The sequence below is a fragment of the Capnocytophaga bilenii genome (genome assembly GCF_017565765.1).
Lineage (GTDB): Bacteria > Bacteroidota > Bacteroidia > Flavobacteriales > Flavobacteriaceae > Capnocytophaga > Capnocytophaga bilenii.
On record NZ_JAGDYP010000003.1, the window covers coordinates 197,099 to 223,840 of the forward strand.

The window sequence follows — 26,742 nt, forward strand, 5'->3', positions numbered from 1 at the left end:
CAGTGGCAAAAAGGCGAAATTATAGAGTGTAAACTATTCAATATGTTAATTAACAAACTAATACTATGAAAAAAGAAGTAACCCTACAAGAATCCTTGATTACCGATTTGCGTACTCTTATCAATGAGGCACGCAATAAAGTAGCCCTAACGGTAAATACCGAAATTACGCTACTATATTGGCATATAGGTAAGCGTATCAACGAAGAAGTACTTGATAATCAGCGTGCTGAGTATGGAAAACAAATTGTCTCGACACTGTCGAGACAATTGACAGAAGAGTACGGCAAAGGTTTTAATGAGAAAAACCTTCGCCGAATGATGCAATTTGCAGAACTTTTCCCTGATTTTCAAATTGTCGCACCACTGGCACGACAATTAAGCTGGTCTCATTTTTTAATATTATTTCCTATCAAAGACCCTCTATCACGAGAGTTTTATCTTACAATGTCTGTATCAGAAAAATGGACTAAACGCACTTTACGCAATAAAATAGACAGTATGCTCTACGAGCGTACCGCTATCAGTAGTAAGCCTGAGGAGGTTATCAAAACAGAATTGGCTAACCTGCGCGATAATGAGATACTCTCACCCGATTTGGTTTTCAAAAGCCCTTACTTTTTAGAGTTTACAGGACTTAAAGGAGTATATAGTGAAAAATCATTAGAGGACAGTCTGTTAGTACATTTAGAGCACTTTATCTTAGAATTAGGTGTTGGTTTTACCTTTGTAGAACGACAAAAACGTATGATTATAGACGGGGAAGATTTTTATCTTGATTTACTTTTCTACCACCGAAAACTCCGAAGATTGATAGCTATTGAACTTAAATTAGGAAAGTTCAAAGCTGCTTACAAAGGACAAATGGAATTATACCTCCGTTGGCTTGAAAAACACGAAATGGAAGTAGGCGAAGAGAGTCCTATTGGTTTATTATTATGTACTGAAGGGAGCGAAGAACAAATAGAACTATTACAATTAGACCAAACAGGTATTCGTGTAGCTCAGTATATGACTGAACTCCCCTCACGAGCCCTTTTGCACCAGCAATTACAGAAAATAGTAGCAGAACGCAGAGCATTTTTGTAACATAAAAATTATCAATATGAACCCATTACAACAAATAGAACAAATCTATACTTTTCATATATCATCGGCTTTATGAAAACAAAGCGCATTCACCCCCTTAATAAAATTTTTGAGTAATATGAACTTAGAAGAACTTAGAGAATATTGTCTTTCCTTGCCTCACGTTACCGAGGATATGCCCTTTGGCGAAGAATTTTTAGTATTCCGCATTTGCAATCGCATTTTTGCCCTTACCAATCTAGAGCGTATCCCCGTAAGTGTGAGCCTCAAGTGCGACCCCGAGCGCGCTGTAGAACTCCGCGAGCAATACCCCGACAAGATTGTGGCAGGCTACCACCTCAATAAAAAACATTGGAATACAGTTTCTTTAGAAGGCTTATCCCCTACCCTTATCAAAGAAATGATACAACACTCTTACGACCAAGTACTCGCCAAAGTACCCAAAAAAGAAACCCTAAAATTCATCTAAATGACAGAAACAGAACAAACCCTACGCCAGCGTTTCACCGCTTTCTTACAAGCGATGTACAACTGGGAAACAGAAGCCAACAGAGTTGACGAAGAAGAAGTGGAGAAAAAGAAAACGCTCTCTTGGGAAGACTTTTGCGACAAGCAAACTGAGCTTCGCACCCCTATTTATAAGGAATATGTAACCAATCGCGAACGCAAAAACGGAGGTCCTGAATACACCAGTCACGGATTCCCTCCTAACTACGACCCTTCTAAAGAAACCATTACCGAAGTGCAAATCACTGGTAAAAAAGCCTCTATTTTTACTGATAGAGTCTATGCAGGAATGAATTACAAACGCGAGTACAAATACAAACTTGTAGAAGATCGCTGGCTATTAGATACTATCAAAGAACAGTATTTGCCAGAAAACAGAGACCCTGAAAAATGGAAGAGTGTGATTATATAAGTATTTATTTTATTATCAAGAGCTTACAAAAAGTCACCAACTTGGTGACTTTTTAGAGATGCCATTAGGCATTGCCTCTTATCAGCTCAAAGAAATCATTGATAACACTATCGCTGAATTTGAAAAAAATAAACTTAAGACCTTATAATTCACAAATCGATAATATGAGAATAACAAAAGGATTATCACCTGAAGATAAGCAGGCTATCATACATTGGACAAATAATAAAGGAGCAGATTTTTTGCAACAATGGGCAGGAAACGCTTTGCAATATCCTCTTACAATAGAGCAACTCAATCTATTGCCACATTGTTTTCGTATTGAGGCAGAGGGTAATTTTATAGGAATGATTCAGAAAATAAAAGTAGAGGAAAATAATGTACATATAGGTAGATTTATTATCAATCCTTTGCGTGTGGGAAAAGGATTAGGCACTGAGGCAATATGCTTATTTATCTCTATGCTTTTTGAAGAGGAATGTATTCACTCCATTAGTCTAAATGTATTTGATGACAACCCCATAGCTAAAAATCTTTATACAAAACTTGGTTTTGAAATAGTAGCCACTGTTGAGGGAGAAAGAAAAAAATACAAAATGATGAAATATGCTCCTACTTATAAAAAATTATAGTCTTATTTTCCCCATAGGTTGAGCGAAGGAAAGTCGGCGAGCTGGCGCAGCCGAGTATGTGACGAAGGATAAGCTCACACCAAAAGAAATTTAATTATTAAATATTAGCAATTAAACATTATTTTGTATCTTTGCCCAAAACATTTTTATCTATGAAGAAAATTATTATATCTCTTTCAGTGCTACTATGCACTATGTCGGTCGCACAAGATCGCAAACTTACCATTGGTAATGCTGTCTATCACGCCTTTATCGATGAAAATAACCCCAACGAATACCGCTCACTCGACCCCGAAAACCTCGCCGATTTGCAGTGGGTTACCGGCACCAACCAGTATATCATTAGCAAAAATAACACTTACGAACTATACGAACCACAAGGCAAAAAGCTCCTTACAATTGATAATATTGAGGCTATCTTTCCCGCCTTATCACGCTATAAAGATTATAACGCAGTTCCACAACTCGTGTATATAGATACCGAAGAACTCGTAATGAACGATTATGGCACCTATTACCGCTATGATTATCGCAATAAAAAATCTCTCGGTATTATCTATACCCCCAAAGAAGCCGAAAATACTGAATATAACCCAGCCGCCAAAACCGTTGCTTACACCATAGGTAACAACCTCTATATTGCCAATGAGCACACCGAGAAACAAGCAGTTACAACCCATACCAACCTCAATATTGTAGCAGGAAAAGCCATTCACCGCAATGAATTTGGTATACAAAAAGGCATCTTCTTTTCGCCTAAAGGCAACTATATAGCTTTCTACCAAAAAGACGAAACTCACGTAGCTACCTATCCATTAGTAGATATTACCACTACCCCTGCCACACTCAATGCTATCAAATATCCAATGGCAGGACAACCCAGCGAGCGTGCTGCGGTGGGTATCTATAATTTGAAAACAAAACAATTATCCTACTTGAATATAGATACTACCGATGAACACTTTTTGACAAACCTTTCGTGGTCACCCGATGAACAACACCTGCTGCTTGCCGAAGTAAATAGAGCGCAAAACCATTTTGCACTCAATAGATACGAAGTAGCTACAGGCAACAAAGTCAACACCATATTAGAAGAAAGCAACCCCAAATGGGTAGAACCCGAAGCCCCTGCAGTATTTTTGCCTAATAGTAATACCGAATTGTTGTGGCTAAGCGAGCGCAATGGCTTTATGAATGTCTATCAGTACAATGTAAATGGCACGCTCACCAAACAAATAACAGATTTTAAATGGGTAGTACAAGAAATTTTAGGTTTTGACGGGCAGGCAAAAAACCTCTTTATCGTAGGTACAGGCGAAGACCCTCGCGAAAAACACTGCTACAAAATAGACCTTGCCAACCCCAAAAAAATAACCCCTATTACCAACGTACCTGGTACACATAAAGTACAGCTAAGCACCAATGGTTTCTATTTATTAGATAGCTATTCAAGTCTTACTATTCCGCACAATATAGACCTTGTCGAAACCAATAAAGGTAAGCGTACCCGTTTGCTCACCTCCAAAAATCCACACGAGGGCTTTGCCATAGGCACTACCGAGTTTGTAACTCTCAAAGCCGATGACGGCACAACCCTCTATGCCAAAATGCACAAACCTAAAACTTTTGATGCTACCAAAAAATATCCTGTACTTATTTACGTTTACGGAGGTCCCCACGCACAGGAAGTAACCAACGATTGGAGTACAAATACCCATCTGTGGCAAAAGGTTTTTGCTGAAAATGAGCAATATATAGTCTTCACACTTGACAATCGCGGTAGCCAGAACAGAGGCTTTGCTTTTGAAAGTGTCATACACCGCCAGCTGGGCGAAGTAGAAATAAAAGACCAGCTACAAGGGGTTACTTACCTCAAATCACTCCCTTATGTAGATGCTAATCGCATAGCTGTACACGGTTGGAGCTTTGGCGGCTATATGGCATCTAGCCTATTGTTGCGCCACCCCGATGTGTTCCGTACAGCCGTAGCTGGAGGTGCCGTTACCGACTGGAAATACTACGAAGTAATGTACGGCGAACGCTATATGGATACACCACAAGAAAACCCCGAAGGTTATGATAAAAGCCGTGTAACTAAATATTTGAAAAACTTAAAACGCCCTATTTTGTTTATTCACGGTAGTGTAGATGATATAGTAGTGCCCCAGCATTTACTCAATCTCACACAAGAATCAATTAAGGAACGCGATTTTATCGAGATGTTTATTTATCCTATGCACGCTCACGGGGTGCGTGGTGTTGATAATATCAACCTTACAGAACGCATTATTGATTATATAAAAAAACATAACAAATAAAAAAACTTGTTATTTCAATAAAAAATACTACCTTTGCAACGGATAATAGTTTTAAAGTTATTGCGATACAGATAAATGACACCTATATACAATCAGTTACTGATACCCTTTCTTACAGCTATGCTGGTAGCTATTACTATGGGGGGTAGTGGTACGGCGCCTGCCTTTTCGGCTTCGTATGGTGCTAACGTACTGCGCAAGTCGCTTATACCAGGGTTATTTGGTATAATGGTGTTTGTAGGAGCCTTTGTAGCAGGCAAAAAAACAGCAGGCACAATGGGTAGTGGTATACTGCCCGCAGAGTATATGAGCTTTACGGTCGTATCGGTAGCCTTGTTTTCTATAGCGGTTACAATGCTTGTATCCAATATATCAGGAATACCACAGTCCACCAGTCAGGCAGCAGTATTAGCTTTAGCAGCCCCTGCACTTTATTTTGGCAAGTTAGATACACACAGTTTGTTTTACGAAATTATACCTGCGTGGTTTGTATTGCCTATAGTGTCCTATTTCTTGAGTTATTTTTGTGGTAAGTATATTTACCAGCCTATGCGGCGGCGTGGTCTTACCATACAACGCGCTCAGAATGAGAACAAACGCCATATATGGGATGTGGTACTGATTATAATGGCACTATACGTGTCGTTTGCCATAGGTTCCAACAACGTAGCCAATGCAGCAGGTCCCCTTTATACAATGACTATCAATGAGCTCCACATACGCGAGAGTGATCATATTGTTATACTGATGCTTGCTACACTCATTGTGGCACCTTGTTTTGGGATAGGAGCATCACTCTTTGGGCATAAAATATTGCGTAATACAGGTAAAGAGATTGTTTTGTTTGGCAAGTTCGAAGCTGTAATTATTGCTTTTATATCAGGCAGTTTGTTGTTATTGGCATCAGTATTTAAAGGGATACCTACCTCTTTAGTGCAAGTGAACGTAGCAGCAATATTGGGTATAGGAGTTGCCAAAATGGGACACAAAAATATTTTCAGAAAAACGCAAGTGAGGCGTTTTTTCGGAATGTGGATGATAGCACCTATTATCTCGTTTTTTTTATCGTTATTGCTCATTTTTATAGCCGATAAAGCAAATATGCTACACTAAAAGAGTTAAATATTTGTTAAAATAATAAGGATTTTTACAAGAGATAAAAAGAACTAAACAAGCAGTAAATATTCTGTAAATGATTAAATATCAGTATATTTTCTATAATATACAGTATAAGATAAAAATAAATATAACGTTAAATATCAGAAATTAAGGTTGAGGTTCAAAAAAAAGTAGTACCTTGCGCCCGAATTTTTATGCTAACAAGTGTTTTTACTATGAAAAGAAGTTTATTAAAAGTTCCTTTTTACTTGGCGGTTACGAGCTTGCTAATTGCTGGTTGTGCTGGTGGCAATAAGACAGATCGTAACACATCGAGTGCTACAGGTTGGAAAATCAACGCTAAAGAAGGTGGTTTCCAATACAACACCGATTTTAAAGACCAAGAAACTGGACCAGGACTTGTGTTGATAGAAGGTGGTACCTTTACTATGGGGCAAGTGCAAGACAACGTAATGCACGATTGGAACAATATGCCTACTCAACAACACATACAGTCCTTTTATATGGACGAAACCGAAGTAACCAATAAGATGTATATGGAATACCTCGATTGGTTGAAACGCGTGTTCCCTCCAGATGAGGAACAGTACAAAAACATCTATAGAGGCGCACTCCCCGATACTTTGGTGTGGCGTAGCCCTCTAAGTGCCAACGAAGCAATGGTTGCAAACTATTTGCGACACCCTGCTTTTGCAGAATATCCTGTAGTGGGTGTAAACTGGGTACAGGCTGTTCAGTTTAGTGCATGGCGTACCGACCGTGTGAATGAGGCTATCCTCTCTCGCGATGGTTACCTTGCTAAAGATGCTCGCTACCAAGTAGACGCTACAAGTACTTTTAGTACCGATACCTACCTCAATACTCCTTCACAAACCTATGGTGGTAAAATACAAGGTGAAATGGGAGGTAAAAAATCAGGTAAAGAAGGTCAAACCGCTTATGTAAAACAAACAAGTGGTATCTTATTACCCGACTATCGCTTGCCTACTGAAGCTGAGTGGGAATATGCGGCAAAATCTCTAAACGGTATCCGCCAATACAATACTTTGCAAGGTCGTAAAAAATATCCTTGGAATAGCCAGTACACTCGCTCTACAGAACGTAGAACTCGTGGTGAACAAATGGCTAACTTCAAACAAGGTAAAGGTGACTACGGTGGACTTGCAGGTTGGTCTGATGATAAAGGTGATATTACTGTAGCTGTAAAAACTTACCCACCTAACGACTTTGGTTTGTATGATATGGCTGGTAACGTAGCTGAGTGGGTAGCCGATGTATATCGTCCTATCCTTGATGATGAAGTTTCAGACTTTAACTACTATCGTGGTAACGTATATATGAAACACGCTATAGGCGAAGATGGCAAACAAGTAATCGTTACACCTGAAACTATTAAATACGATACATTGCCTAACGGTAAAGTAGTGGCACGTAACTTACCTGGTAATATTGCTACTGTACCTGTAGACTCAAGCGAAACTTACTTGCGTTATAACTTTACTCACTCTGATAACCGTAGTTATAACGATGGTGATAAAGCTTCAACACGTAACTTCCGCAATCAGAATGACCTTATGGCGGGTGGTGCTGAGTACGTAAACTCTATGTACAACGCTCCTAAACCTAAAAAACCAGGAACCGACATTAGTGGTAAAGATTATGATACATCTAACGATCGTACATCACTTATAGATGACGAAGTGCGTGTATACAAAGGAGGTTCTTGGCGTGACCGCGCTTTCTGGATAGACCCTGCTCAACGTCGCTACTTGCCTCAATATATAGCTACCGACTATATAGGATTTAGAAATGCGATGAGCCGTGTAGGTTCTAAATCAAAAACAGGGCATAGAACTCCTAAAGGATAGTCTTTTAATGTTTATAAAAATTTAATTAATAGAGAAAAGAGCACTGCAAACAATTGCGGTGCTCTTTTCTATGCCCCCTACCCTACTGTGATAAATTATAGCTAAACAAAGCTGATTATCAATTATAAAACTATTAATTCACTTTTTGCTATAGTGCTATTGAATATTATTTAGTATCTTTGCACTGAAAAACAACTATTGCTTTAAAATAGCTAATAAAAAATTATAGAACTGACATTAAATAATGAAAGATCTTTACGAGAAATTTATAGCTTCGTCGGGGGTATGTACAGATACACGAAAAATTGGCATTGGCAGTATATATTTTGCACTAAAAGGGGCATCGTTTGATGGAAATGCTTTTGCTGAAGAGGCTCTTACTAAAGGGGCTGCTTTTGCAGTGATTGATAATCCTGCTTATATGACTTCTGACAAGATGATTTTGGTGCCTGATGTACTTACTTGTTTACAGCAGTTGGCTACTTACCATCGTAGGCAATTGGGTACCCTTGTGATTGCTATTACGGGTAGTAATGGTAAAACGACTACTAAAGAACTTATAAAAGCAGTACTATCGCAACAATTGCAGGTGATTGCTACTGAGGGTAACCTGAATAATAACATTGGGGTGCCACTTACTTTGCTGCGTATAAAACCAACTCACGACCTTGCTATTGTTGAAATGGGGGCAAATCACCCTAATGAGATTGCAACACTATGCCAAATTGCTGAACCTGATTATGGTTATATTACAAGTATTGGCAAGGCACACTTAGAGGGGTTTGGTAGTTTTCAGGGGGTTATTAATACCAAAGCTGAATTGTACAACTACCTGAAAGCACACCATAAAACGATTATTGCTAATGCCGATAACGCTATTACTGAGGAGCTCTTACAGGGCTATGATTTGGTGTATAGATTTGGCAGTAAGCAGGGTGCTGACTTGCTTGTTGAATTACTGAACTCGCAGCCTGTAATGGTACGTTTTGGTAATAGTTCCGAAAGAATACAAACTGAAAAAGCAATAGAAGAAGAACCTTTGGTTGCCAACACTTTTGAGGGCTTTGCTAACGCACCTACAGAGGCTACCTCACACTTGGTGGGGACTTATAACTTTAGCAATGTGGCAGCTGCCATAGCTTTTGGGCGTTATTTCAAACTAAGTGATGGGGCTATAAAGCGGGGTATAGAAAGCTATGTACCGCAAAACAACCGCAGTGAGTTGCTACAATGGAAAGGTAATATGGTGCTTTTAGATGCTTATAATGCCAACCCCAGCAGTATGGCAGCTGCTATTGATAATATAGTGGCGATGAATAGCTATGCCAAAAAAGTGATAGTGCTGGGTGATATGTTTGAATTGGGCGATTATGCTGCTGAAGAACATCAGCATATAGCAGATATGCTTGCAGCGCACTATTGGGAAGGAGTGTATTTGGTAGGAAAACATTTTGCTTGTACAAAGAGTGTTTACCCTAAGTATGAAACATTTGAGGCGTTTTATGAGGCATTTCAAAAAACAAATTATAAAGATTGCTTAATACTCATTAAAGGTTCGCGTGGAATGGCGATGGAACGGGCTATAAAATAAAGACAATTTGACTATGAACGTACGTATTACTAAAAAATTTACCTTTGAGGCGGGTCACGCCTTATATAACTATGACGGCAAATGCAAAAACCTTCACGGGCACAGCTATCAGCTATATGTAACCGTTATCGGTACACCTATTACCGATACTACAAGTCCTAAGTGTGGTATGGTGCTTGATTTTGGTGACCTTAAGCAGATTGTACAGCACGAAATTATTGAGGTGTTTGACCACGCTATAGCTTTTAACGCCCACACACCACACGCTGCCTTAGCCGATGAGCTTATAGCACAAGGACATCGCGTGATTAAGTTGCCTTATCAGCCTACCAGCGAAAATATGGTGGTAGATTTTGCTATGCGTATTCAAAAACAGCTTCCCCCACACGTAAAAGTGCATACTGTGCGCTTGCACGAAACCGAAAACTCTTATGCCGAGTGGAATTTAGCCGATAATACGCCTCTGTTTGGACTTATAACTACTACATTGGCTGATAAAAAAGGCATTATATTTGATTTGGATGGTGTACTAGTAGATACTGCTAAATATCACTATTTGGCTTGGAAGGCTATAGCTGCTGAATTTAATTTCAACCTTACCCCTACTCTCAATGAACAACTGAAAGGTGTGGGGCGTGAAGATTCGTTGCGTAAGATACTACAATGGGCTGAGCATAGCCTTAGTGCTGAGGACTTTGAGAGTACTGCTACTCGTAAAAATGAGCTTTATCTTCAGCATATCAATCATATAGGTGAAGCAGAATTGTTGCCAGGGGTAAAGAACTTTTTGCAGGTGCTGAAAGCTGAAGGTAAGAAAATAGCTTTAGGTTCGGCGAGTAAAAATGCGCGTTTGGTATTAGAGCGTACAGGCATATTGTCTTATTTTGATGTGATTGTAGATGGTACTATCGTTAGCAAACCTAAGCCTCACCCTGAAGTATTTTTGCGAGCTGCCGAAGGCTTAGCACTAAAGCCTGAAGAGTGCTGTGTATTTGAAGATGCTCCAGCAGGTGTACAAGCTGCTAAAGCTGCAGCAATGGCAGTTATAGGTGTAGGCAGTAAGCATTCATTACCAGAAGCTGATGAAGTAATAGAGGGCTTTTGATAGTGGGCTTTTCAAAACGATATTCTATAAAATAAACAATTCTTTGAAAAGAATTTTGTAACTTTGTACTTTGAAACAACTAAAACAAAAGAACTATGGCAAGAGAGATAAAACCAACTCCTGTATTAGAGGGGCAAGATGTAATAGAGTTCTATAAAAAAATGGCGAACTTCAAGCAGAGTTTGGCTGAAAAAGGTATTACACGTGAGAGTGTTCGCAAGAATGCTATGATTTTAAAATCGATATTTAAAGACGATAAAGAAGAATGCAGACAAATAATTTAACCAACACATTACAGGATATGTCTTTTTTCAGGCTCAGAGAGGGACATATTATTAAACCTTTTGATTGTGAAGATGAAGATTTGAATGAGTTTCTTTTTCAGGAAGCTATACCTTACCGAAAAGAAATGCTTGCCACAACTTTTATAATAGAAAATAAGGAGCGCACTTTGGCTTATTATAGTTTGCTGAACGATAGCTTGCAACTTAAAGAAGAAATGTTTACCAGCAAGAGTCAATATAATAAATTTCGCAGAGATTTATTACCCTATCCAAAACGACATTTAAGCAATATTCCATCAGTAAAAATAGGGCGTTTAGCTATTGATAAGACTTTTAAAGGCAAGGGATTAGGAAGAATTATCATTGATACAATTATAAATCATTGTATAGATTTGAATGAAGACCAAGCCTGCCGTGTTATTACAGTAGATGCTTATGCTCAAGCTGTAAATTTTTATCATAAAATAGGGTTTGAGTTCTTAACAAAATTAGATGAAGAAGATGAAACCCGACTGATGTTCCTTGATTTGACAAGTTTTATTTAGAAAATAATTAAAATCTGAAAATTATGGCAAGAGAGATAAAACCAACCCCAGTATTAGAAATTAACTAAAACCAATAATGAAGTGAGCAAAAAAGAAAAATTAATTGAACGTATTCAAGGGCTACCAAAAGATTTTACTTTCAGTGAATTGGAAACACTCCTAATCTATTTTGGGTTTGAGAAAAGTAATAAAGGGAAAACATCAGGCTCAAGGGTTAAATTCTATCATAATGAAAAAGAAAAACAATATTTAGCACATAAACCTCATCCTACCTCTATTATCAAAGAAAAAGCTTTGAAGGATATTGTAGACTTTTTAAAGGAAAATGAATTTATAAAAAATGAAAGCAACAAAAATACTGAAGCATAAAGGTTTTATAGGAAGTATAGAACAGGAAGAAGATAATACTTTCTATGGAAAAGTATTAAACTTAGACAAAGATACACTCATCACCTATCAGGGAGATACTTTAGAAGAGTTGGAAGGTGATTTTATAGAAGCAGTAGAGGACTATATCATTCATTGTAAAGAATATAATATCTCTTTACCAAATAAAAAGGCTTCTACATTAAATACTTTTGTAAGAGAAACTCTGCAAAAAGCAGCTGTAATGTAAGATAATAACATATAATTCATTAATAGAAATGTTAAAAAATAGTAATCCAACACAAACCAATGCTTGGAAAGCATTGCAAAAACATTTCGCGGAAGTAAAAGACCGCCATACTCTTTCTCTGTTTGAGAAAGATGCTGCTCGCGCTGATAAATTCAGCATTCAGTGGCACGATTTCTATGTAGATTATTCTAAAAATCGTATTGATGAGCAAACTCTTAAATTGCTCGTAAACCTTGCTGAAGAATGTGCTTTGAAAGATGCTATCGGGAAGTATTTCGGTGGCGACCTTATCAACAACACTGAAAAACGTGCGGTACTACATACTGCCCTTCGTGCGCCTGAAAATAGCGTGGTAAACGTAGACGGCAAAAATGTAATGCCTGAGGTGGCTGCTGTAAAACACAAAATGAAACAGTTTTCGGAAGAGGTGATTGCAGGCAAACGCAAGGGCTTTACAGGCAAGGCTTTTACCGATGTGGTGAATATTGGTATTGGTGGTTCTGATTTAGGTCCGGCAATGGTAACTGAGGCACTTAAGTTCTACAAAAATCACCTCAATGTACATTTCATCAGCAATGTGGATGGTGACCACGTGCTTGAAACTATTAAGCACTTGAACCCTGAAACTACGCTTATCGTAATTGTTTCTAAAACATTTACAACGCTTGAAACTCTTTCTAACGCACTTACGGTAAAAGAATGGTTCCTCAAAGCAGGTAGCGGAAAAGATATTGCGAAACACTTTGTAGCGGTATCTACTAACTTGCAAGAGATTGACAAATTCGGCATTGACCCTGATAACGTATTTCCTATGTGGGATTGGGTAGGCGGACGCTTCTCGTTGTGGAGTGCTGTTGGTTTGAGCATCGCCCTATCAGTAGGTTACGATAATTTTGAAAAACTCCTGAAAGGGGCACACGCTATGGATGAGCATTTCCGCACTGCTCCTTTCGAGAAGAATATTCCGGTAGTACTGGCATTGCTTAGTGTGTGGTACAACAACTTCTATGGTGCTGAAAGTCAGGCAATCATTCCTTATACTCAGTATTTGCATCGTTTTGCTGCGTATTTGCAACAAGGTATTATGGAAAGTAATGGTAAGCAAACTGACCGCGATGGCAACGCTATTCCTTACCAAACAGGGGTGATTATTTGGGGTGAACCTGGAACGAACTCACAACACGCTTTCTTCCAGCTTATTCACCAAGGTACTAAATTGATACCAACTGACTTTATTGGCTTTAAACACTCGTTGCACGGCAATGCTGACCACCACAATAAGCTAATGGCTAACTTTTTTGCTCAAACTGAAGCGCTCCTAAAAGGTAAAACTGAAGCTGAGGTGCGCAAAGAAATGGGCGATAAGGTAAACGAAGCATTAGTACCTTTCAAAGTATTTACAGGTAATCGTCCTACAACTTCTTTCCTTATTGATAAGCTTACCGCAGAGAGCTTAGGTAGCCTTATTGCAATGTATGAACACAAGATATTTGTGGAAGGTGTGATTTGGAACATCTACAGCTACGACCAATGGGGTGTGGAACTTGGCAAACAGCTGGCAAGCAAAATATTGAAAGATATTGCAGGTGCTGAAATTTCGGCTCACGACAGCTCTACAACCAATTTACTAAAACAATTTAAAAAATAAATAAAAGTAGTTAGTTATCAGTCGTTAGTTGTTAGAAAATGGAGTATTCTAACCACTAACGACTAATGGCTAAACGCTAACCAGTAAAAATGATTCATATTAGAACAACCGAAGAAATAGAACTACTACATCAGGCAGCCCAAGTGGTATCACGCACTTTGGGATTAATGGCAAAAGAAGTAAAACCAGGGGTAACTACGCTTTATTTAGATAAACTTGCTGAAGAGTACATTCGCAGTCAAGGGGCAATCCCAGGTTTTTTGGGCTTATATGGTTTTCCCAACACTTTGTGTATGAGCCCTAATGCGCAAGTGGTGCACGGCATTCCTAACGACCGTCCGCTACAAGAAGGCGATATCATTTCAATAGACTGTGGGGCACTAAAAAATGGTTACTACGGTGACCACGCTTATACCTTTGCCGTAGGTGAAGTGGCTCCTGAAGTAAAAGACCTATTGCGTGTAACCAAAGAATCGCTGTATATAGGTATCCGTCAGTTTCGTGCAGGTAATCGTGTAGGTGATGTGGGGTATGCTATACAACAGCATTGCGAGGCTCACGGCTATGGTGTTGTGCGCGAGTTGGTGGGACACGGCGTTGGACGCAAGATGCACGAAGACCCCGAAATGCCTAACTATGGCAGACGCGGCACGGGGAAAAAATTTAGAGATGGAATGGTTGTAGCTATAGAGCCAATGATAAATATGGGTACTAAAAGCATCCGACAGCTTAAAGATGGATGGACGATACTTACTGCTGATGGCAAACCTTCTGCTCACTTTGAACACGATGTAGCTTTAATAGATGGCAAACCTAAGTTGCTTTCCACTTTCAAATATATATATGAAGCTTTGGGAATAGAGAGTAATGAAGAAGACGAGTTTTTGCTAAATTAGAAAATGATTTAATAACAGGCTTTCACATTTAATATTTCATCAGATTTAGGTAAAAACAAATAGGACGCTTAAAAAAATAAAACACAAAAAATCAATAATGAGTTGGTTAGAAAGGACGGAATTACTAATAAAAGAACAAGGAATTGAAAAATTGCAACAATCGCAAGTGCTAATTGTAGGGCTTGGAGGCGTAGGGGCTTTTGCGGCGGAATTTATTGTAAGAGCGGGTGTAGGCAACCTTACCATAATAGATGGGGATACAGTATCGGAAACGAATATTAATAGACAATTGCCTGCCCTTCATAATACTATAGGGAAAGCTAAAACGGAGGTAATGGCAGAACGCTTAAAAAACATTAACCCTAGCCTACAACTAACAGTAATTACGGAATTTCTTACTCCTGAACGAGCGTGGGATATCATCACTCCTACCTACGATTATGTTATTGATTGTATTGATACAATAAGTCCGAAATTGAACCTGATTAGAAGTGCAAAGCGCAAAAAGGTGAAAATAGTGAGCTGTATGGGGGCAGGGGGTCGTACTGACCCTAGCCAGATAAAAGTTGCTGATTTGATGAAAACCTATAACTGTCCGCTTGCTAAATTTATACGTAAGCGTTTGAAGAATGAGCATATCGATTCGGGGGTTAAAGCTGTATTTTCATCGGAAATAGCCGATAGAAACTCAATGCAGCGCACTAATGACACTGACTATAAAAAGTCTTACTATGGGACTATCAGTTTTATGCCTGCAGCTATAGGACTAAGAGCTGCAGCTACTGTTATAAATCACCTGTTAAAGGCTGAATAAATAATAAACAAATATATGAAAATAGCTATAGGAAACGATCACGCGGGCGTTGAAACTAAAAACGCTATTGTGACTTATTTAAAAGGAAAGGGTATTGAAGTAGAAAACTTTGGCACTGATAGTAATGATAGTGTAGATTACCCTGATTTTGGACATGCTGTGGGCACTGCTGTAGCTTCGGGTAAGGCTACATTGGGTATTGTTATCTGCGGCAGTGGCAATGGTATTGCAATGACAGTTAATAAACACGCGGGAGTGCGCTGTGCTGTTTGCTGGACAAAAGAAATTGCCGCCTTAGCCCGTGCTCATAACGATGCCAACGTGATAAGTATCCCTGCGCGCTTTACGGCTGTGCCACAAGCAGTGGAGATGGTTGCTACTTTTTTAGATACTCCTTTTGAAGGAGGCAGACACCAGCGCAGAGTAGAAAAAATATGATATACTTAGATGTGCACTCTCATAAACTGCACTCTACTGCTGATACTTTGGTGATACGGCATCAGTATCCGTTAGAGGCTTTGACTGATGAACCTTTTTCAGTAGGTGTACACCCTTGGTATTTAGAAGATTTTGACAAGCAATGGGAGGCGCTATTGCACTTGGCTAATCATTTTAATTGCTGGGCTATAGGTGAATGTGGCTTGGATAAAAACATCACCACTACCCTACCCCACCAACAAGAAATCTTTTTGAAACATATAACTCTTGCCGAAACACTTGGCAAGCCGCTCATTATTCATTGTGTAAAAGCATATGCAGAGGTTGTAGCACTGCGAAAAAAAAGCAAAGCTAAAGGCTTATGGGTGATGCACGGTTTTAGAAAAAACGCACAAGTAGCCAAAGAGCTTATCGCTAATGGGATAGCCTTGTCATTGGGTTCTTACCTTGTATATGATATTAAATTACAGGAAGTTATAAAACAACTTCCGCAGGAATATCTCTTTTATGAAAGTGATGACAGTGAATTATCAGTAAAAGATTTGATAAAAAAAGTTTATGGATAGTTGTTTATTTGTAAAAAAGTAGTATATTTGCAGCCTGAAAATGAAAGGGGGTGTATCAGCTATGTTAATAATACCAATAAAAGACGGAGAAAGCATTGATAAAGCGCTAAAACGTTACAAAAGAAAATTTGACCGTACAGGAGTGGTACGTGAGCTACGTGAAAGACAACACTTTACAAAGCCATCAGTACGCCGCCGTAGCGAAATTCAAAGAGCTCAATATATTCAGCATTTGAGAGATCAAGAAGAAGTATAAGCCTTTGATGATTAGAATAAAGAAGAAGTTGTACGGATGAGAGATTTGTACAACTTCTTTTTATTACATTTCGTAATTTACTACGAATTTATCAACAGATTTATTATCAACAGAAGTGTTATTGATAAAACTTGATATTCAGCAAATTATGAGCTATTGTTATATATACAACAAATTATTGTGAGTAATAATTGTAAAAATAGTTGTGTATGTGAGTAAAAGTTTGTACTTTTGCAATAATTAGAGGAAATAATATTAAAAAAGAATACAATGAGAACTACAACCTTTATTTTAACGGCAGCTGCGCTAACAGGTAGTATCCTTGTTGGTTGCAGCAAAAAAGACAGTGGTGGAGATAGTAATAATGGCATTACTGTTTCGAGTAAAGAAGTAGCAGTAGATGTAAATCATTCAGTGAATGTAAGTGCTTCTTCGGCGCACGCAATTAAAAACCCTACTACAGAGGATGGCAATATCAATATAGTACGTGATCCTGGTAATCCTACTAATATTAGAATCACAGGGGTAAGAGTAGGGGTTGATTATGTATATCTACAAGATAATGCAGGGAATAGAGCCCAAATAAAAGTAAATGTGCAAGACCCTACACAAAGAGGAGATGCTAATTTTGCAGTAGATAATAGCACTATTTTCTTACAAAGAAATGTAGAGCAAGAAATTACAAGACGTGTATTAAGAGGTTCTGGTAGCTATAAAATTGAAACAGCAAGTACAGCTGCAGCTACAGTACGCTCACAAGGTAGTAAGCTATATGTAACAGGGATTGGTCAAGGGGTAGCAGGTAAAATTAAAATTACTGACCTTACCTACAATAAAACACTTGAGATACCTGTATATACTATAATACCTTTTAAAGCACAAAACGCTCCTACTGAGCTTATTGTGGGTGATGCAGCTACGGTAGCATTAGAAGGTGTTTATAAAGAAGCTACTGTTGATGAAAATGGAAATTATGACCGTGTGAAAGTAATCAACAGCAACAATGCAGTGGTAAGTGTAGAACTTGTATATGAAGATATAAGAAACCAAGTAGGACAGATAACAGGGAAAGTAGCTAAAAGTTTTGTTGTAAAAGGGCTAAAAGCAGGTGTTGCTACAGTTAAATTTACAAATGCTGATGGGCAAACCACTCAGTTTAGTGTTACTGTAAAAGTTTTTAATCCAGAACAGTACTTCAGTGTAGATGAAGATGGGGTACTTACTGTAAAAACAGGGGTAAGCTTACCTAAAACAATAAAATTACCTGATAATGCAAAAAAACTACCTAATAAAGCTTTTCAAGGGCAAACACAGGTAGAGTATATAAACTTTAATAATGTAGAAGTAATTGAAGGTAATTTGTTTGACAATATGTCTGTTGGTTATATCAGTGTGAAGAAAGTGGTAATGCCAAAAGTAAAAAAAGTAGGTTATGATACCTTTAGGAATGCAAGAAACCTACACTCAGTAGAGTTTCCTGCAACGCTTGAACTATTAGGCGATCAATCTTTTAAAGGATGTTCTTCTTTATATGCAGTAGCTTTCAGAGGAGTAAATCCGCCTAAGGGTGTTACTTATGACGACCGAGAAGGAACAAGTGCTTCTTCTGCTTTTGATACAGACACTAATAACAAGCGCCGCTTATTTGTACCTTCAGCTTCATCAGTAAGATATTCATCAGTAGTAGGTAAAGGTAGCAATTTCCGTTACAGAAAAGCTCCTAATGAAAAAGCTTGGTTTGAAGGTGATGATGCTTCTATAGTAGTAGATATTCAAAACTTTGCAGATTTTGACTTTGATGCTATAGGAAACTAAAACATAGTAGAATAATATATAAAAACTATCTAAGAAAGTATCTGCTTTTTTAGATAGTTTTTTGCTGTAAGGGTAGGGGATAAAGGATAAAATTTTTTAGAGAAAAGTCTTTGAGATTTATTAGTTTTTGACTACCTTTGTCGCGCAGTAAATAGTTATATAGGACTGAAAAAATCATAATTAAAGATGTATAGAACGCATACTTGTGGAGAGCTAAATATCTCACACGAAAACAAGGAGGTTACTCTTAGCGGCTGGGTACAACGTATCCGCAATAAGGGTTTTATGATTTGGGTGGACTTACGCGATAGGTATGGTATCACCCAGCTCATTTTTGATGAAGAACGTACTGATAAGGCTGTGTTTGAGCGCGCTAAAGGGCTCTCACGTGAAGATGTAATACAGGTACAGGGAAAGGTAATAAAACGAGAGGCTGTAAATGCACAAATAGCTACTGGCGAGATAGAAATACTCGTTACGGCTCTCACGCTCTTAAATTATTCTGAAATACCGCCTTTTACCATAGAAGACAACACTGATGGTGGTGAGGACTTGCGTATGAAGTATCGTTATCTTGATATTAGGCGTACTCCTGTGCGTGAGAATCTTATCTTTCGTCATAAAGTGGGAATGATGGTGCGTAACTACCTTTCACAACAAGGGTTTATTGAGGTAGAAACACCTGTTCTTATAAAATCTACTCCTGAAGGGGCGCGCGATTTTGTTGTGCCAAGCCGTATGAATGCAGGTGAGTTTTACGCTTTGCCACAGTCGCCACAAACATTTAAACAATTATTGATGGTGGGCGGCTTGGATAAATACTTCCAGATAGTAAAATGTTTCCGCGATGAAGACTTGCGTGCAGACCGTCAGCCTGAATTTACACAAATAGACTGTGAGATGTCGTTTGTAGAACAAGAGGATATTATCAGTACTTTTGAGGGTTTGGCAAAACATCTTCTTAAAGAGCTTAAAGGCTTGGAGTTTGGAGCTTTCCCTCGAATGACTTATGCTGAGGCAATGAAGACTTATGGGAATGATAAGCCTGATATTCGCTTTGGGATGAAATTTGGTGAGCTGAATGACCTTGCTCAGCACCGTGATTTTAAGGTATTTAATGAAGCTGAATTGGTAGTGGGTATTGCTGTACCAGGAGCGAATAGTTACACTCGTAAAGAGATTGATGCACTTGTAGAATGGGTAAAACGCCCACAAATAGGTGCTTCGGGATTAGTGTATGTGAAGTGTAATGAGGATGGTAGCTTTAAATCGTCTGTAGATAAGTTTTATAATGAAGACGATCTTAAATTGTGGGCAGAGCGTACGGGTGCGCAGGCAGGTGACCTTATCTGTATTCTTTCTGGGAAGGCAAATAAGGTGCGAGCACAGCTTAGCGCATTGCGTATGGAACTTGCAGAGCGACTAGGATTGCGTAAACCTGATGAATATGCACCACTATGGGTGGTAGATTTTCCGCTTTTGGAATGGAATGAGGATGAAAACCGCTTCTTTGCAATGCACCATCCTTTTACATCGCCTAAGCCTGAAGATATTTCGCTTCTTGATACCAACCCAGCTGCAGTACGTGCCAATGCTTATGACCTTGTACTCAATGGCAATGAAGTAGGAGGGGGGTCTATTCGTATTTTTGACCGTGAGCTTCAGGCTAAGATGTTTGAGCTATTAGGCTTTACTGCTGAGCAGGCACAAGCCCAATTTGGTTTCCTAATGAACGCCTTTAAATATGGTGCTCCTCCTCACGGAGGTTTAGCCTTTGGTTTTGATAGACTTGTAGCACTACTTGGTGGACAAGAGACTATACGGGATTTTATAGCGTTTCCTAAAAATAATAGTGGTAGGGATGTGATGATTGACGCCCCTTCACCTATTGATGAGGCTCAGCTCAAAGAACTTTCTATAGCAGTAACAGTTCAGAAATAAAAACAAAGGCTGTCGTGAGTTTTTCCGACAGCCTTTATTATAACTAATGAATATACAAAAAAAATCCTTGAAGTATTTACTTCAAGGATTTTTTGGTGGTCCCAGTTGGGCTCGAACCAACGACCCTCTGATTATGAGTCAGATGCTCTAACCGACTGAGCTATGAGACCTGTCCTTTTGATTATGACGGTGCAAAAGTAGTACTTATTTCTGAACTATGCAAATTTTTTTATATTTTTTTTTGCATTGTCTATTCTGCGTATACTCTATGTATTTGTTTTTACTATAAAACTCGCCATAGCTGTGCCGTAATAAAGCAAATGATTATCCCATAAATAATAGGTAATAAGGTAGCTATCACTGTCCATTTTTTGCTGCCTGTTTCCTTATAAATGGTGTAAATAGTAGTACTACAGGGGTTGTGTAACAAGCTGAACAACATTAGATTGACAGCTGTGAGTAGTGTCCAGCCGCCTGCGTGCAATAAGCTTCCTATTTGTGCTTGTGATGCCTCCATAAGTACGCCAGCTCCTTCGCCTGTGGCTGCCTGCCCTAAACTCATTGCGGTGAGCATCAGTATGGTGGGGATAACTATTTCGTTGGCAGGGATAGCTACAACATATGCCAAAAGAATGATGCCATTGAGCCCTATCAGTGTTCCTACTGGGTCTAACCCCTTGATAACCCATAATGCTATAGGTATATCCTGAACAGTTAGATTGCACAATAGCCATATTACTGCGCCTGCGGGTATGGCAAAGGTGACGGCGCGCCCTAGTACGATGAGTGTTCTATCAATAAGTGAGGTATAGAGCGTTTGGAAGAATCGTGGAGGGCGATAGGGGGGGAGCTCTAATACAAAAAAGGAGGCTTCTCCTTTTAATAGGGTTTTGGATAGCAGCCACGAGGTGAATAACGAAAAGGCTATCCCAAGCACGGCAATACTTATGACTGCAATCATAGAGACGGTGCCTGAAAATTCCTTAGGCACTAATACTCCTATAAATAATGTAGCAATAAGTATTTGTGTAGGCCATCGCCCGTTGCATAGGGAAAAGTTATTGGTAATGATAGCAATTAGCTTTTCGCGAGGGCTGTTGATGATGCGTGTAGCCACAACCCCTGCGGCATTGCAGCCAAAGCCCATACTCATTGTAAGTGCTTGTTTGCCGTGTGCTCCTGCTTTGCGGAATAGCTTATCGAGATTGAAAGCTACTCGTGGCAAATAGCCAAAATCTTCTAATAAGGTGAAAAGAGGAAAGAAAATTGCCATTGGGGGCAACATTACTGATACTACCCACGCTGTAGCTAGATATACACCATCTATTAGGAAGCCGCTTAGCCACCAAGGGAAGTGTAGTGTTGTAGCTCCTTCTTTCAGTAGGGGGTATAGCCAGCCGATTAGCAAATCGGAGAGCCATTGTGAGGGGTAGTTGGAGCCTATGATGGTAATCCAAAGGACTAACGATAATAATAGTAGCATTATAGGGAAGCCCCATAGCTTATGTGTTACAATTCTATCTATAGCACGGTCTATTCTGAAGGAACGTACAGAAAAATCGGTGGTGACAGAGGCTTCTATTAGTGCTCCTGCTTTGGCATAAATAGCTTCTACGAGTGCATTGCGGTAGCTATCGCCTAATTTATGGTGATAGATTTCGGCTACTTTTAACAGTTCTTCTTGTTTTTGAGTATTGGGGACGGACGAGAAAAGTCCGTTGTGGATTCCGTTTTTTACGCTTTCATCGCCTTCAATGAGGCGCATTGCTAGCCATTGAGTATTGGCAAGGGTGGGGTTTAGCTCTTTCAGCAAAGCGACAAGCTCATTTATAGCGGTGGCATTTTCTTTAGGGAGTGCTATAAATGACTGTTTGTGAGTGCGGAATTTGCCTGTAACTACAGCTTCAACGGCTTCTAATAGTTCGCTGATACCTTCTTTGCGGCGTGCTGAGGTTGCTACAACGGGTATTCCTAAATCGCGTGACAAAGTACGAGTATCTATACTAATATGGTGTCGGCGAGCTTCGTCCATTAAGTTTAGGCACAATACTGCTTTATCAGTAATTTCTAATATTTGCAGGGCTAAACTTAGGTTACGTTCTAATCGGCTTGCATCAACTACTATTACGGTAACATCGGGTTTTCCGAAGAGAATAAAATCACGGGCTACTTCTTCGTCTTCGGAGGTGGAGAGCAATGAGTAGGTACCAGGCAGGTCGATAATTTTATAATTGGCATTGCGATATGCGAAGCCGCCTTCGGCACGAGTAACTGTTTTGCCAGGCCAGTTGCCTGTGTGCTGGTGCAGACCTGTTAAGGCGTTGAATACGGTACTTTTACCTGTATTGGGGTTGCCTGCTAATGCAATGGTATAGCCTCCTTCGGCGGTTGCTTCGCCTAATTTTTTCAGAGAAGTGTTGGGGTTTAGTTCGCAAGTATCACATATTTGTTTCATCATCATTTATCAATTTTACCAGCACGCATAATGCATCGGCTTTGCGCAGGGCGATTTGCGTGTTGTGGATGGTATATGCTACGGGGTCGTGTAGCGGACTTACGTTTTCTACTCTTATTTTGCTACCTCGTACGAAGCCTAAATCGAGCAGACGCTGGCGTACGTCTTGCTTGCAATCGGCACTGAAACCTACAATGATTGCTTCTTGTTCTTTTTGTAATAGAGATAGAGAAAAGTCCATAATACCTTAAATACTTTTTTAGACACGCAAAAATAAGATTTTTTAGTGTATCTACAAAATAAAAAACTCAAAAAGTAATAGTTCTTTTTGAGTTTTTTTCTAAAGTATTTTTTATTTGTTTCTATTTCAGGTATTTATCTAATGTTTTAGCAAGACCTTTGCCTCGTAATCCGTCTCCTTGTGATATTAAATTTCCTTCGGGATCTATGAGGAATAGGGCGGGGATACTTTCTACACCGTATTTATCGGAGATTTCTCCTTTTTCGTCTAATACTTGTGCCCACGATGCGCCGTCTTTGGTGATGGCTTCTATCCATTTTTGTTTGTCGCGGGGTTTATCTACTGATACTGAGAATACGGTAAATCCTTTATCTTTATATTGTTCGTATACTTTTTTGATATTTTTGGCTTCTACACGGCAGGGAACACACCAATGTGCCCAAAAATCTATAAGTACGTATTTACCTTTTAGTGATGAAAGGCTTAGGGGGGTGCCATCGGGCTGTGGTAGGGTAATTTCGGGGGTGGTGCTGTGGCGTTGTAATTGTGCCTGAGCGGTAAAGCCGAGCAGCATTGCTGCCATAAGTAGGATTATTTTTTTCATAGGTATTGATATTAGTATACTGAGAGTATCAAAAATAGTGCCAAGGATTGTGCGAGCCGCACGGGCTTTTTATTTTTCGCTCAACCTTCGCTCAACCTTCGCTGAAGCTTACGGGTAGGTAGCAGGAAGGTAGCCAGAAGGTAGCCAGAAGGTAGCCAGAATAACTATGTGGAGAATATTGTGAAAAACTATGTTAGTAACTATTTGTAGCAAATGTGGAGCGTGCTTAATAAATTATTACCTTTGCAGCGATAAAAAGATAAAATGGGCTTGTTGCCATTGCCCGCAGTATCACACTTAATAAACATTGAAATTCAGCTGTATAAACTTTGCTAAACGAGGGATAAGCCTGTAGTTTGGCAAAGTTTTATTTTTATGAGGGTGTGAGCCGCACGGGCAGATGTAGTGCATTTTTTTCTATTTAGAAAGAAAAAATAATACTTACGCTTTCGTTTGATTATCAATAGAATATAAAACCTCAAAATAAAATGTTAATAAAATACTAAAAATAGTACAAAAAAAATTTGCTCAATTCAAAAAGAAGTTATAATTTTGGCAAAAATTTAATATTTCAATAAAGTAATGAGAGTAAAAATATCAATGCTATTATTCGTTTTTGCGTTGTTTAGCGGTACGCTATGGGCGCAAACGAAAGTAACTGGTACAGTTACGGGCAGTGACGGGATGCCACTGCCAGGAGTGAGTGTTGTTATTAAAGGAACAACACGAGGAGTATCGACAGATTTTGATGGGAAGTATGAGCTGCAGGCTTCAGCGAATGAGGTGCTTGAATTTAGTTCGTTGGGTTATACTTCACAACAGAAGAAAGTGGATAAAAAGAGTGGGACGCTTACGCTGAATATTGCTTTGAAGGAAGAGATGCAGCAGCTGGGCGAAGTGGTTGTAACGGCTTTGGGTATCAAGCGTGAAGAAAAAGCCTTGAGCTATAACGTACAACAGGTAAAATCGGAGGAACTTACCAAGGTGAAAGACGCTAACTTTGTAAACACCCTTAATGGTAAAGTTGCTGGGGTAGATATTCAGCGTAGTTCGGCTGGTGTAGGGGGTGCTACTAAGGTGGTAATGCGTGGAGCAAAATCTATTAGTGGTGATAACAACGTACTTTATGTGATTGATGGGGTGCCAATTGGTAACCAATCGGATAGGACTGGTGATGGTACTTCTTTTGGAGGACGTGCTTCAGGTGAAGGGATTGCGGACTTTAACTCTGATGATATAGAAAGTGTAAACGTACTTACGGGACCATCGGCTGCGGCACTTTATGGAGCAGCTGCGGCTAATGGGGTTATCCTTATCAACACCAAAAAGGGACAAGAGGGTAAAATGAAGCTAAATGTTTCTTCTTCTATAGAGCTTTCAAATCCTCTAATAATGCCAGAATTTCAAAATACTTATGGTAATAGAGCAGGCGATTACAACTCTTGGGGTGATAAACTTTCTACTCCGACTTCTTATAATCCTAAAGATTTCTTCAAAACAGGGCTTACGCTTAATAATGCGGTAAACTTATCGGTAGGGAATAAGAATAATCAAACGTTTGCTTCAGCATCACATATACAATCAGATGGAATTGTGCCTAATAATGCTTACCATCGTTATAATATGACGATTCGCAATACATCTTCTTTTTTAGAAGATAAGTTGGAGCTTGATTTATCGGCAAGTTATATTCGTCAGTTTGAGCGTAATATGGTGAGTTATGGTACTTATTTTAACCCTATAGTAGGTACATATCTATACCCAAGAGGCAATGATTTTGAACAAGAAAAATATTTTGAACGTTATGATGTAGGAGCTGGATATGCTAAGCAATATTGGTCAGCAGGAGGATTTGGAGCTGATATTCAAAACCCATATTGGATAGCTTATCGCAATATACGCCCATTAGCTAAAGACCGTTATATGCTTTCAGGACAACTTAAGTATAACATTTTAAAAGACTTAAATGTGGCTACTCGTTTTCGTATAGATAATACTTACACTGAAAAAGAAGATAAACGTTATGCTGGTACGGTACTTACTTATGCAAAAGAGAAAGGTTTTTATAGTTATGCACAAGAAACTTTTCGTCAAAAGTATGTGGATATTATGTTGAACTACAATACTAGATTTAAGGAAGATTATACTTTCTCTGCCAACGTAGGTTCTTCATTTGAAGACTATGATACTAAGGGTAGAGGATATGGAGGGCAGTTATTACGTCTTGCAAATAAATTTACATATAATAATATAGATCCTAATAACTCTGTACCAATAGAAACTGGAGGGGATAGTAGGAAACGTAATATAGCTGTATTTGCTTCTGCTGAATTGGGTTGGAAATCATTATTATATCTTACCCTTACAGGGCGTACAGATTGGCCATCACAATTGGTAAATAGTAGTGAGCCTTCTATATTTTATCCTTCAGTAGGTCTTTCGGGGGTATTGACAGAACTTCTTTCGCAAGAAAATAAACAAAAGCTTTTCCCTATTTTGAGTTTTGCTAAAGTGAGAGGTTCTTATACAGAAGTGGGTTCTCCTATTACTTATACGGGTCTTACAAAAGGAACTATAACAAGGGAATTAGTAGGGGGTATACCACAGGCTTATAAGTATTATCCGCTTCCTGATTTTAAGGCAGAACGTACTCGTTCTTATGAAGTAGGGTTGAATACGAGATGGCTTAAAAATAGTTTAACATTTGATGTATCTTTATATCTTTCTAACACATATAATCAGTTGCTTAAGAGAGAGTTATCAAGAACATCGGGTTATGATTATATGTTTTTGCAAGCAGGGAATATTCAAAATAAAGGTATAGAAATGTCATTAGGCTATAGCAAGGAATACGAAAATAGTTTTAACTTTGCGACTCATTTAACTGCTTCAGCAAACCGTAATAAGATTATAGAGGCTGTCCGAAAAGTTTTGTTTAAACTTTTAAAGACAGCCTTCTTTTTTAAGATTTTATTTTATATTT

Annotated in this window: 24 protein-coding genes, 1 tRNA gene and 2 pseudogenes; 23 read left to right on the plus strand and 4 right to left on the minus strand. The window is 38.9% G+C overall.

Annotated features, from left to right (window positions below):
- Positions 1-65: 65 nt before the first annotated feature.
- From J4N46_RS05305 to aspS, 22 genes and pseudogenes are all read left to right on the plus strand, one after another.
- Positions 66-1,088 carry a PDDEXK nuclease domain-containing protein gene (locus J4N46_RS05305; protein WP_208058437.1) on the plus strand — a complete coding sequence of 341 codons (1,023 nt, stop codon included), beginning with the start codon at positions 66-68 and terminating at the stop codon, positions 1,086-1,088.
- 118 nt (positions 1,089-1,206) lie between these two features.
- The gene (locus tag J4N46_RS05310) at positions 1,207-1,557 is read left to right on the plus strand and encodes an MmcQ/YjbR family DNA-binding protein (protein WP_208058438.1); all 351 of its coding nucleotides are present in this window, start codon (positions 1,207-1,209) and stop codon (positions 1,555-1,557) included.
- Positions 1,558-2,007, plus strand: a complete 450-nt coding sequence (locus J4N46_RS05315; RefSeq protein ID WP_208058439.1) for an NTF2 fold immunity protein — start codon at positions 1,558-1,560, stop codon at positions 2,005-2,007. It begins immediately after the preceding gene.
- A 164-nt stretch (positions 2,008-2,171) separates the two neighbouring features.
- Positions 2,172-2,639, plus strand: coding sequence for a GNAT family N-acetyltransferase (locus tag J4N46_RS05320; RefSeq protein WP_009416855.1), 468 nt, complete (start codon positions 2,172-2,174; stop codon positions 2,637-2,639).
- A gap of 152 nt (positions 2,640-2,791) precedes the next feature.
- Positions 2,792-4,957, plus strand: coding sequence for a S9 family peptidase (locus J4N46_RS05325; RefSeq protein WP_208058440.1), 2,166 nt, complete (start codon positions 2,792-2,794; stop codon positions 4,955-4,957).
- A 75-nt stretch (positions 4,958-5,032) separates the two neighbouring features.
- A complete protein-coding gene (locus J4N46_RS05330) occupies positions 5,033-6,070 on the plus strand; it encodes an inorganic phosphate transporter (protein WP_208058441.1) in 1,038 nt (345 codons plus the stop codon).
- A gap of 221 nt (positions 6,071-6,291) precedes the next feature.
- Positions 6,292-7,944, plus strand: a complete 1,653-nt coding sequence (gene gldJ / locus J4N46_RS05335) for a gliding motility lipoprotein GldJ (protein ID WP_449506357.1) — start codon at positions 6,292-6,294, stop codon at positions 7,942-7,944.
- 244 nt (positions 7,945-8,188) lie between these two features.
- Positions 8,189-9,535 carry a UDP-N-acetylmuramoyl-tripeptide--D-alanyl-D-alanine ligase gene (locus J4N46_RS05340; protein WP_208058443.1) on the plus strand — a complete coding sequence of 449 codons (1,347 nt, stop codon included), beginning with the start codon at positions 8,189-8,191 and terminating at the stop codon, positions 9,533-9,535.
- Between the two features lie 13 nt (positions 9,536-9,548).
- A pseudogene (locus tag J4N46_RS12670) lies at positions 9,549-9,992 on the plus strand (6-pyruvoyl trahydropterin synthase family protein); the annotation flags it as partial.
- Positions 9,993-10,022: 30 nt separating this feature from the next.
- Positions 10,023-10,640, plus strand: a complete 618-nt coding sequence (pgmB, locus tag J4N46_RS12675) for a beta-phosphoglucomutase (protein WP_262897137.1) — start codon at positions 10,023-10,025, stop codon at positions 10,638-10,640.
- A 95-nt stretch (positions 10,641-10,735) separates the two neighbouring features.
- Positions 10,736-10,924 (plus strand): hypothetical protein, encoded by a 189-nt coding sequence (locus J4N46_RS05350; protein ID WP_009416861.1) that lies wholly within the window; start codon positions 10,736-10,738, stop codon positions 10,922-10,924.
- The gene (locus J4N46_RS05355; RefSeq protein WP_208058445.1) at positions 10,906-11,469 is read left to right on the plus strand and encodes a GNAT family N-acetyltransferase; all 564 of its coding nucleotides are present in this window, start codon (positions 10,906-10,908) and stop codon (positions 11,467-11,469) included. The genes J4N46_RS05350 and J4N46_RS05355 overlap by 19 nt, the downstream gene beginning before the upstream one ends.
- Before the next feature lie 81 nt (positions 11,470-11,550).
- Positions 11,551-11,838 carry a type II toxin-antitoxin system HicA family toxin gene (locus tag J4N46_RS05360; protein ID WP_009416863.1) on the plus strand — a complete coding sequence of 96 codons (288 nt, stop codon included), beginning with the start codon at positions 11,551-11,553 and terminating at the stop codon, positions 11,836-11,838.
- The gene (locus tag J4N46_RS05365) at positions 11,810-12,085 is read left to right on the plus strand and encodes a pilus assembly protein HicB (protein ID WP_208058446.1); all 276 of its coding nucleotides are present in this window, start codon (positions 11,810-11,812) and stop codon (positions 12,083-12,085) included. Before J4N46_RS05360 ends, J4N46_RS05365 begins: the two co-directional genes overlap by 29 nt.
- Before the next feature lie 28 nt (positions 12,086-12,113).
- Positions 12,114-13,733, plus strand: coding sequence for a glucose-6-phosphate isomerase (gene pgi / locus J4N46_RS05370; RefSeq protein ID WP_208058447.1), 1,620 nt, complete (start codon positions 12,114-12,116; stop codon positions 13,731-13,733).
- Between the two features lie 89 nt (positions 13,734-13,822).
- Complete coding sequence (gene map, locus J4N46_RS05375; RefSeq protein WP_208058448.1) at positions 13,823-14,629, plus strand: type I methionyl aminopeptidase; 807 nt, start codon at positions 13,823-13,825, stop codon at positions 14,627-14,629.
- Between the two features lie 97 nt (positions 14,630-14,726).
- Entirely contained in the window at positions 14,727-15,443 is a 717-nt protein-coding gene (locus J4N46_RS05380) for a tRNA threonylcarbamoyladenosine dehydratase (RefSeq protein ID WP_208058449.1), read from the plus strand.
- A gap of 15 nt (positions 15,444-15,458) precedes the next feature.
- Positions 15,459-15,881 carry a ribose 5-phosphate isomerase B gene (gene rpiB, locus J4N46_RS05385; protein ID WP_208058450.1) on the plus strand — a complete coding sequence of 141 codons (423 nt, stop codon included), beginning with the start codon at positions 15,459-15,461 and terminating at the stop codon, positions 15,879-15,881.
- Positions 15,881-16,447: a TatD family hydrolase gene (locus J4N46_RS05390; RefSeq protein WP_034557775.1), complete on the plus strand. Its 567-nt coding sequence runs from the start codon at positions 15,881-15,883 to the stop codon at positions 16,445-16,447. The genes rpiB and J4N46_RS05390 overlap by 1 nt, the downstream gene beginning before the upstream one ends.
- 61 nt (positions 16,448-16,508) lie before the next feature.
- Entirely contained in the window at positions 16,509-16,703 is a 195-nt protein-coding gene (rpsU, locus tag J4N46_RS05395) for a 30S ribosomal protein S21 (protein WP_034557778.1), read from the plus strand.
- A gap of 270 nt (positions 16,704-16,973) precedes the next feature.
- The gene (locus tag J4N46_RS05400) at positions 16,974-18,518 is read left to right on the plus strand and encodes a leucine-rich repeat protein (protein ID WP_208058451.1); all 1,545 of its coding nucleotides are present in this window, start codon (positions 16,974-16,976) and stop codon (positions 18,516-18,518) included.
- 186 nt (positions 18,519-18,704) lie between these two features.
- A complete protein-coding gene (aspS, locus tag J4N46_RS05405) occupies positions 18,705-20,459 on the plus strand; it encodes an aspartate--tRNA ligase (RefSeq protein ID WP_208058452.1) in 1,755 nt (584 codons plus the stop codon).
- A 93-nt stretch (positions 20,460-20,552) separates the two neighbouring features.
- Here aspS and J4N46_RS05410 read toward each other — a convergent pair.
- From J4N46_RS05410 to J4N46_RS05425, 4 genes are all read right to left on the minus strand, one after another.
- Positions 20,553-20,629, minus strand: a tRNA-Ile gene (locus tag J4N46_RS05410).
- 113 nt (positions 20,630-20,742) lie between these two features.
- Complete coding sequence (feoB, locus tag J4N46_RS05415; protein ID WP_208058541.1) at positions 20,743-22,914, minus strand: ferrous iron transport protein B; 2,172 nt, start codon at positions 22,912-22,914, stop codon at positions 20,743-20,745.
- On the minus strand, positions 22,898-23,155 hold the full coding sequence (locus J4N46_RS05420) for a FeoA family protein (protein ID WP_208058453.1): 258 nt from the start codon (positions 23,153-23,155) through the stop codon (positions 22,898-22,900). The genes feoB and J4N46_RS05420 overlap by 17 nt, the downstream gene beginning before the upstream one ends.
- Positions 23,156-23,276: 121 nt before the next feature.
- The gene (locus tag J4N46_RS05425; protein ID WP_208058454.1) at positions 23,277-23,759 is read right to left on the minus strand and encodes a peroxiredoxin family protein; all 483 of its coding nucleotides are present in this window, start codon (positions 23,757-23,759) and stop codon (positions 23,277-23,279) included.
- 582 nt (positions 23,760-24,341) lie between these two features.
- Between J4N46_RS05425 and J4N46_RS05430 the strand changes: the two are divergent.
- A pseudogene (locus J4N46_RS05430) lies at positions 24,342-26,690 on the plus strand (SusC/RagA family TonB-linked outer membrane protein); the annotation flags it as partial.
- Between the last annotated feature and the right edge of the window lie 52 nt (positions 26,691-26,742).

Coding starts and splice junctions, on each gene's coding strand:
- J4N46_RS05420 (WP_208058453.1), bottom strand. CDS start 23,155: ATGGACTTTTCTCTATCTCTATTACAAAAAGAACAAGAAGCAATCATT.
- J4N46_RS05365 (WP_208058446.1), top strand. CDS start 11,810: ATGAAAGCAACAAAAATACTGAAGCATAAAGGTTTTATAGGAAGTATA.
- J4N46_RS05355 (WP_208058445.1), top strand. CDS start 10,906: ATGCAGACAAATAATTTAACCAACACATTACAGGATATGTCTTTTTTC.
- J4N46_RS05325 (WP_208058440.1), top strand. CDS start 2,792: ATGAAGAAAATTATTATATCTCTTTCAGTGCTACTATGCACTATGTCG.
- J4N46_RS05400 (WP_208058451.1), top strand. CDS start 16,974: ATGAGAACTACAACCTTTATTTTAACGGCAGCTGCGCTAACAGGTAGT.
- J4N46_RS05315 (WP_208058439.1), top strand. CDS start 1,558: ATGACAGAAACAGAACAAACCCTACGCCAGCGTTTCACCGCTTTCTTA.
- J4N46_RS05305 (WP_208058437.1), top strand. CDS start 66: ATGAAAAAAGAAGTAACCCTACAAGAATCCTTGATTACCGATTTGCGT.
- J4N46_RS05310 (WP_208058438.1), top strand. CDS start 1,207: ATGAACTTAGAAGAACTTAGAGAATATTGTCTTTCCTTGCCTCACGTT.
- rpiB (WP_208058450.1), top strand. CDS start 15,459: ATGAAAATAGCTATAGGAAACGATCACGCGGGCGTTGAAACTAAAAAC.
- rpsU (WP_034557778.1), top strand. CDS start 16,509: ATGTTAATAATACCAATAAAAGACGGAGAAAGCATTGATAAAGCGCTA.
- J4N46_RS05320 (WP_009416855.1), top strand. CDS start 2,172: ATGAGAATAACAAAAGGATTATCACCTGAAGATAAGCAGGCTATCATA.
- aspS (WP_208058452.1), top strand. CDS start 18,705: ATGTATAGAACGCATACTTGTGGAGAGCTAAATATCTCACACGAAAAC.
- J4N46_RS05350 (WP_009416861.1), top strand. CDS start 10,736: ATGGCAAGAGAGATAAAACCAACTCCTGTATTAGAGGGGCAAGATGTA.
- gldJ (WP_449506357.1), top strand. CDS start 6,292: ATGAAAAGAAGTTTATTAAAAGTTCCTTTTTACTTGGCGGTTACGAGC.
- pgi (WP_208058447.1), top strand. CDS start 12,114: ATGTTAAAAAATAGTAATCCAACACAAACCAATGCTTGGAAAGCATTG.
- J4N46_RS05380 (WP_208058449.1), top strand. CDS start 14,727: ATGAGTTGGTTAGAAAGGACGGAATTACTAATAAAAGAACAAGGAATT.
- feoB (WP_208058541.1), bottom strand. CDS start 22,914: ATGAAACAAATATGTGATACTTGCGAACTAAACCCCAACACTTCTCTG.
- map (WP_208058448.1), top strand. CDS start 13,823: ATGATTCATATTAGAACAACCGAAGAAATAGAACTACTACATCAGGCA.
- J4N46_RS05340 (WP_208058443.1), top strand. CDS start 8,189: ATGAAAGATCTTTACGAGAAATTTATAGCTTCGTCGGGGGTATGTACA.
- J4N46_RS05330 (WP_208058441.1), top strand. CDS start 5,033: ATGACACCTATATACAATCAGTTACTGATACCCTTTCTTACAGCTATG.
- J4N46_RS05425 (WP_208058454.1), bottom strand. CDS start 23,759: ATGAAAAAAATAATCCTACTTATGGCAGCAATGCTGCTCGGCTTTACC.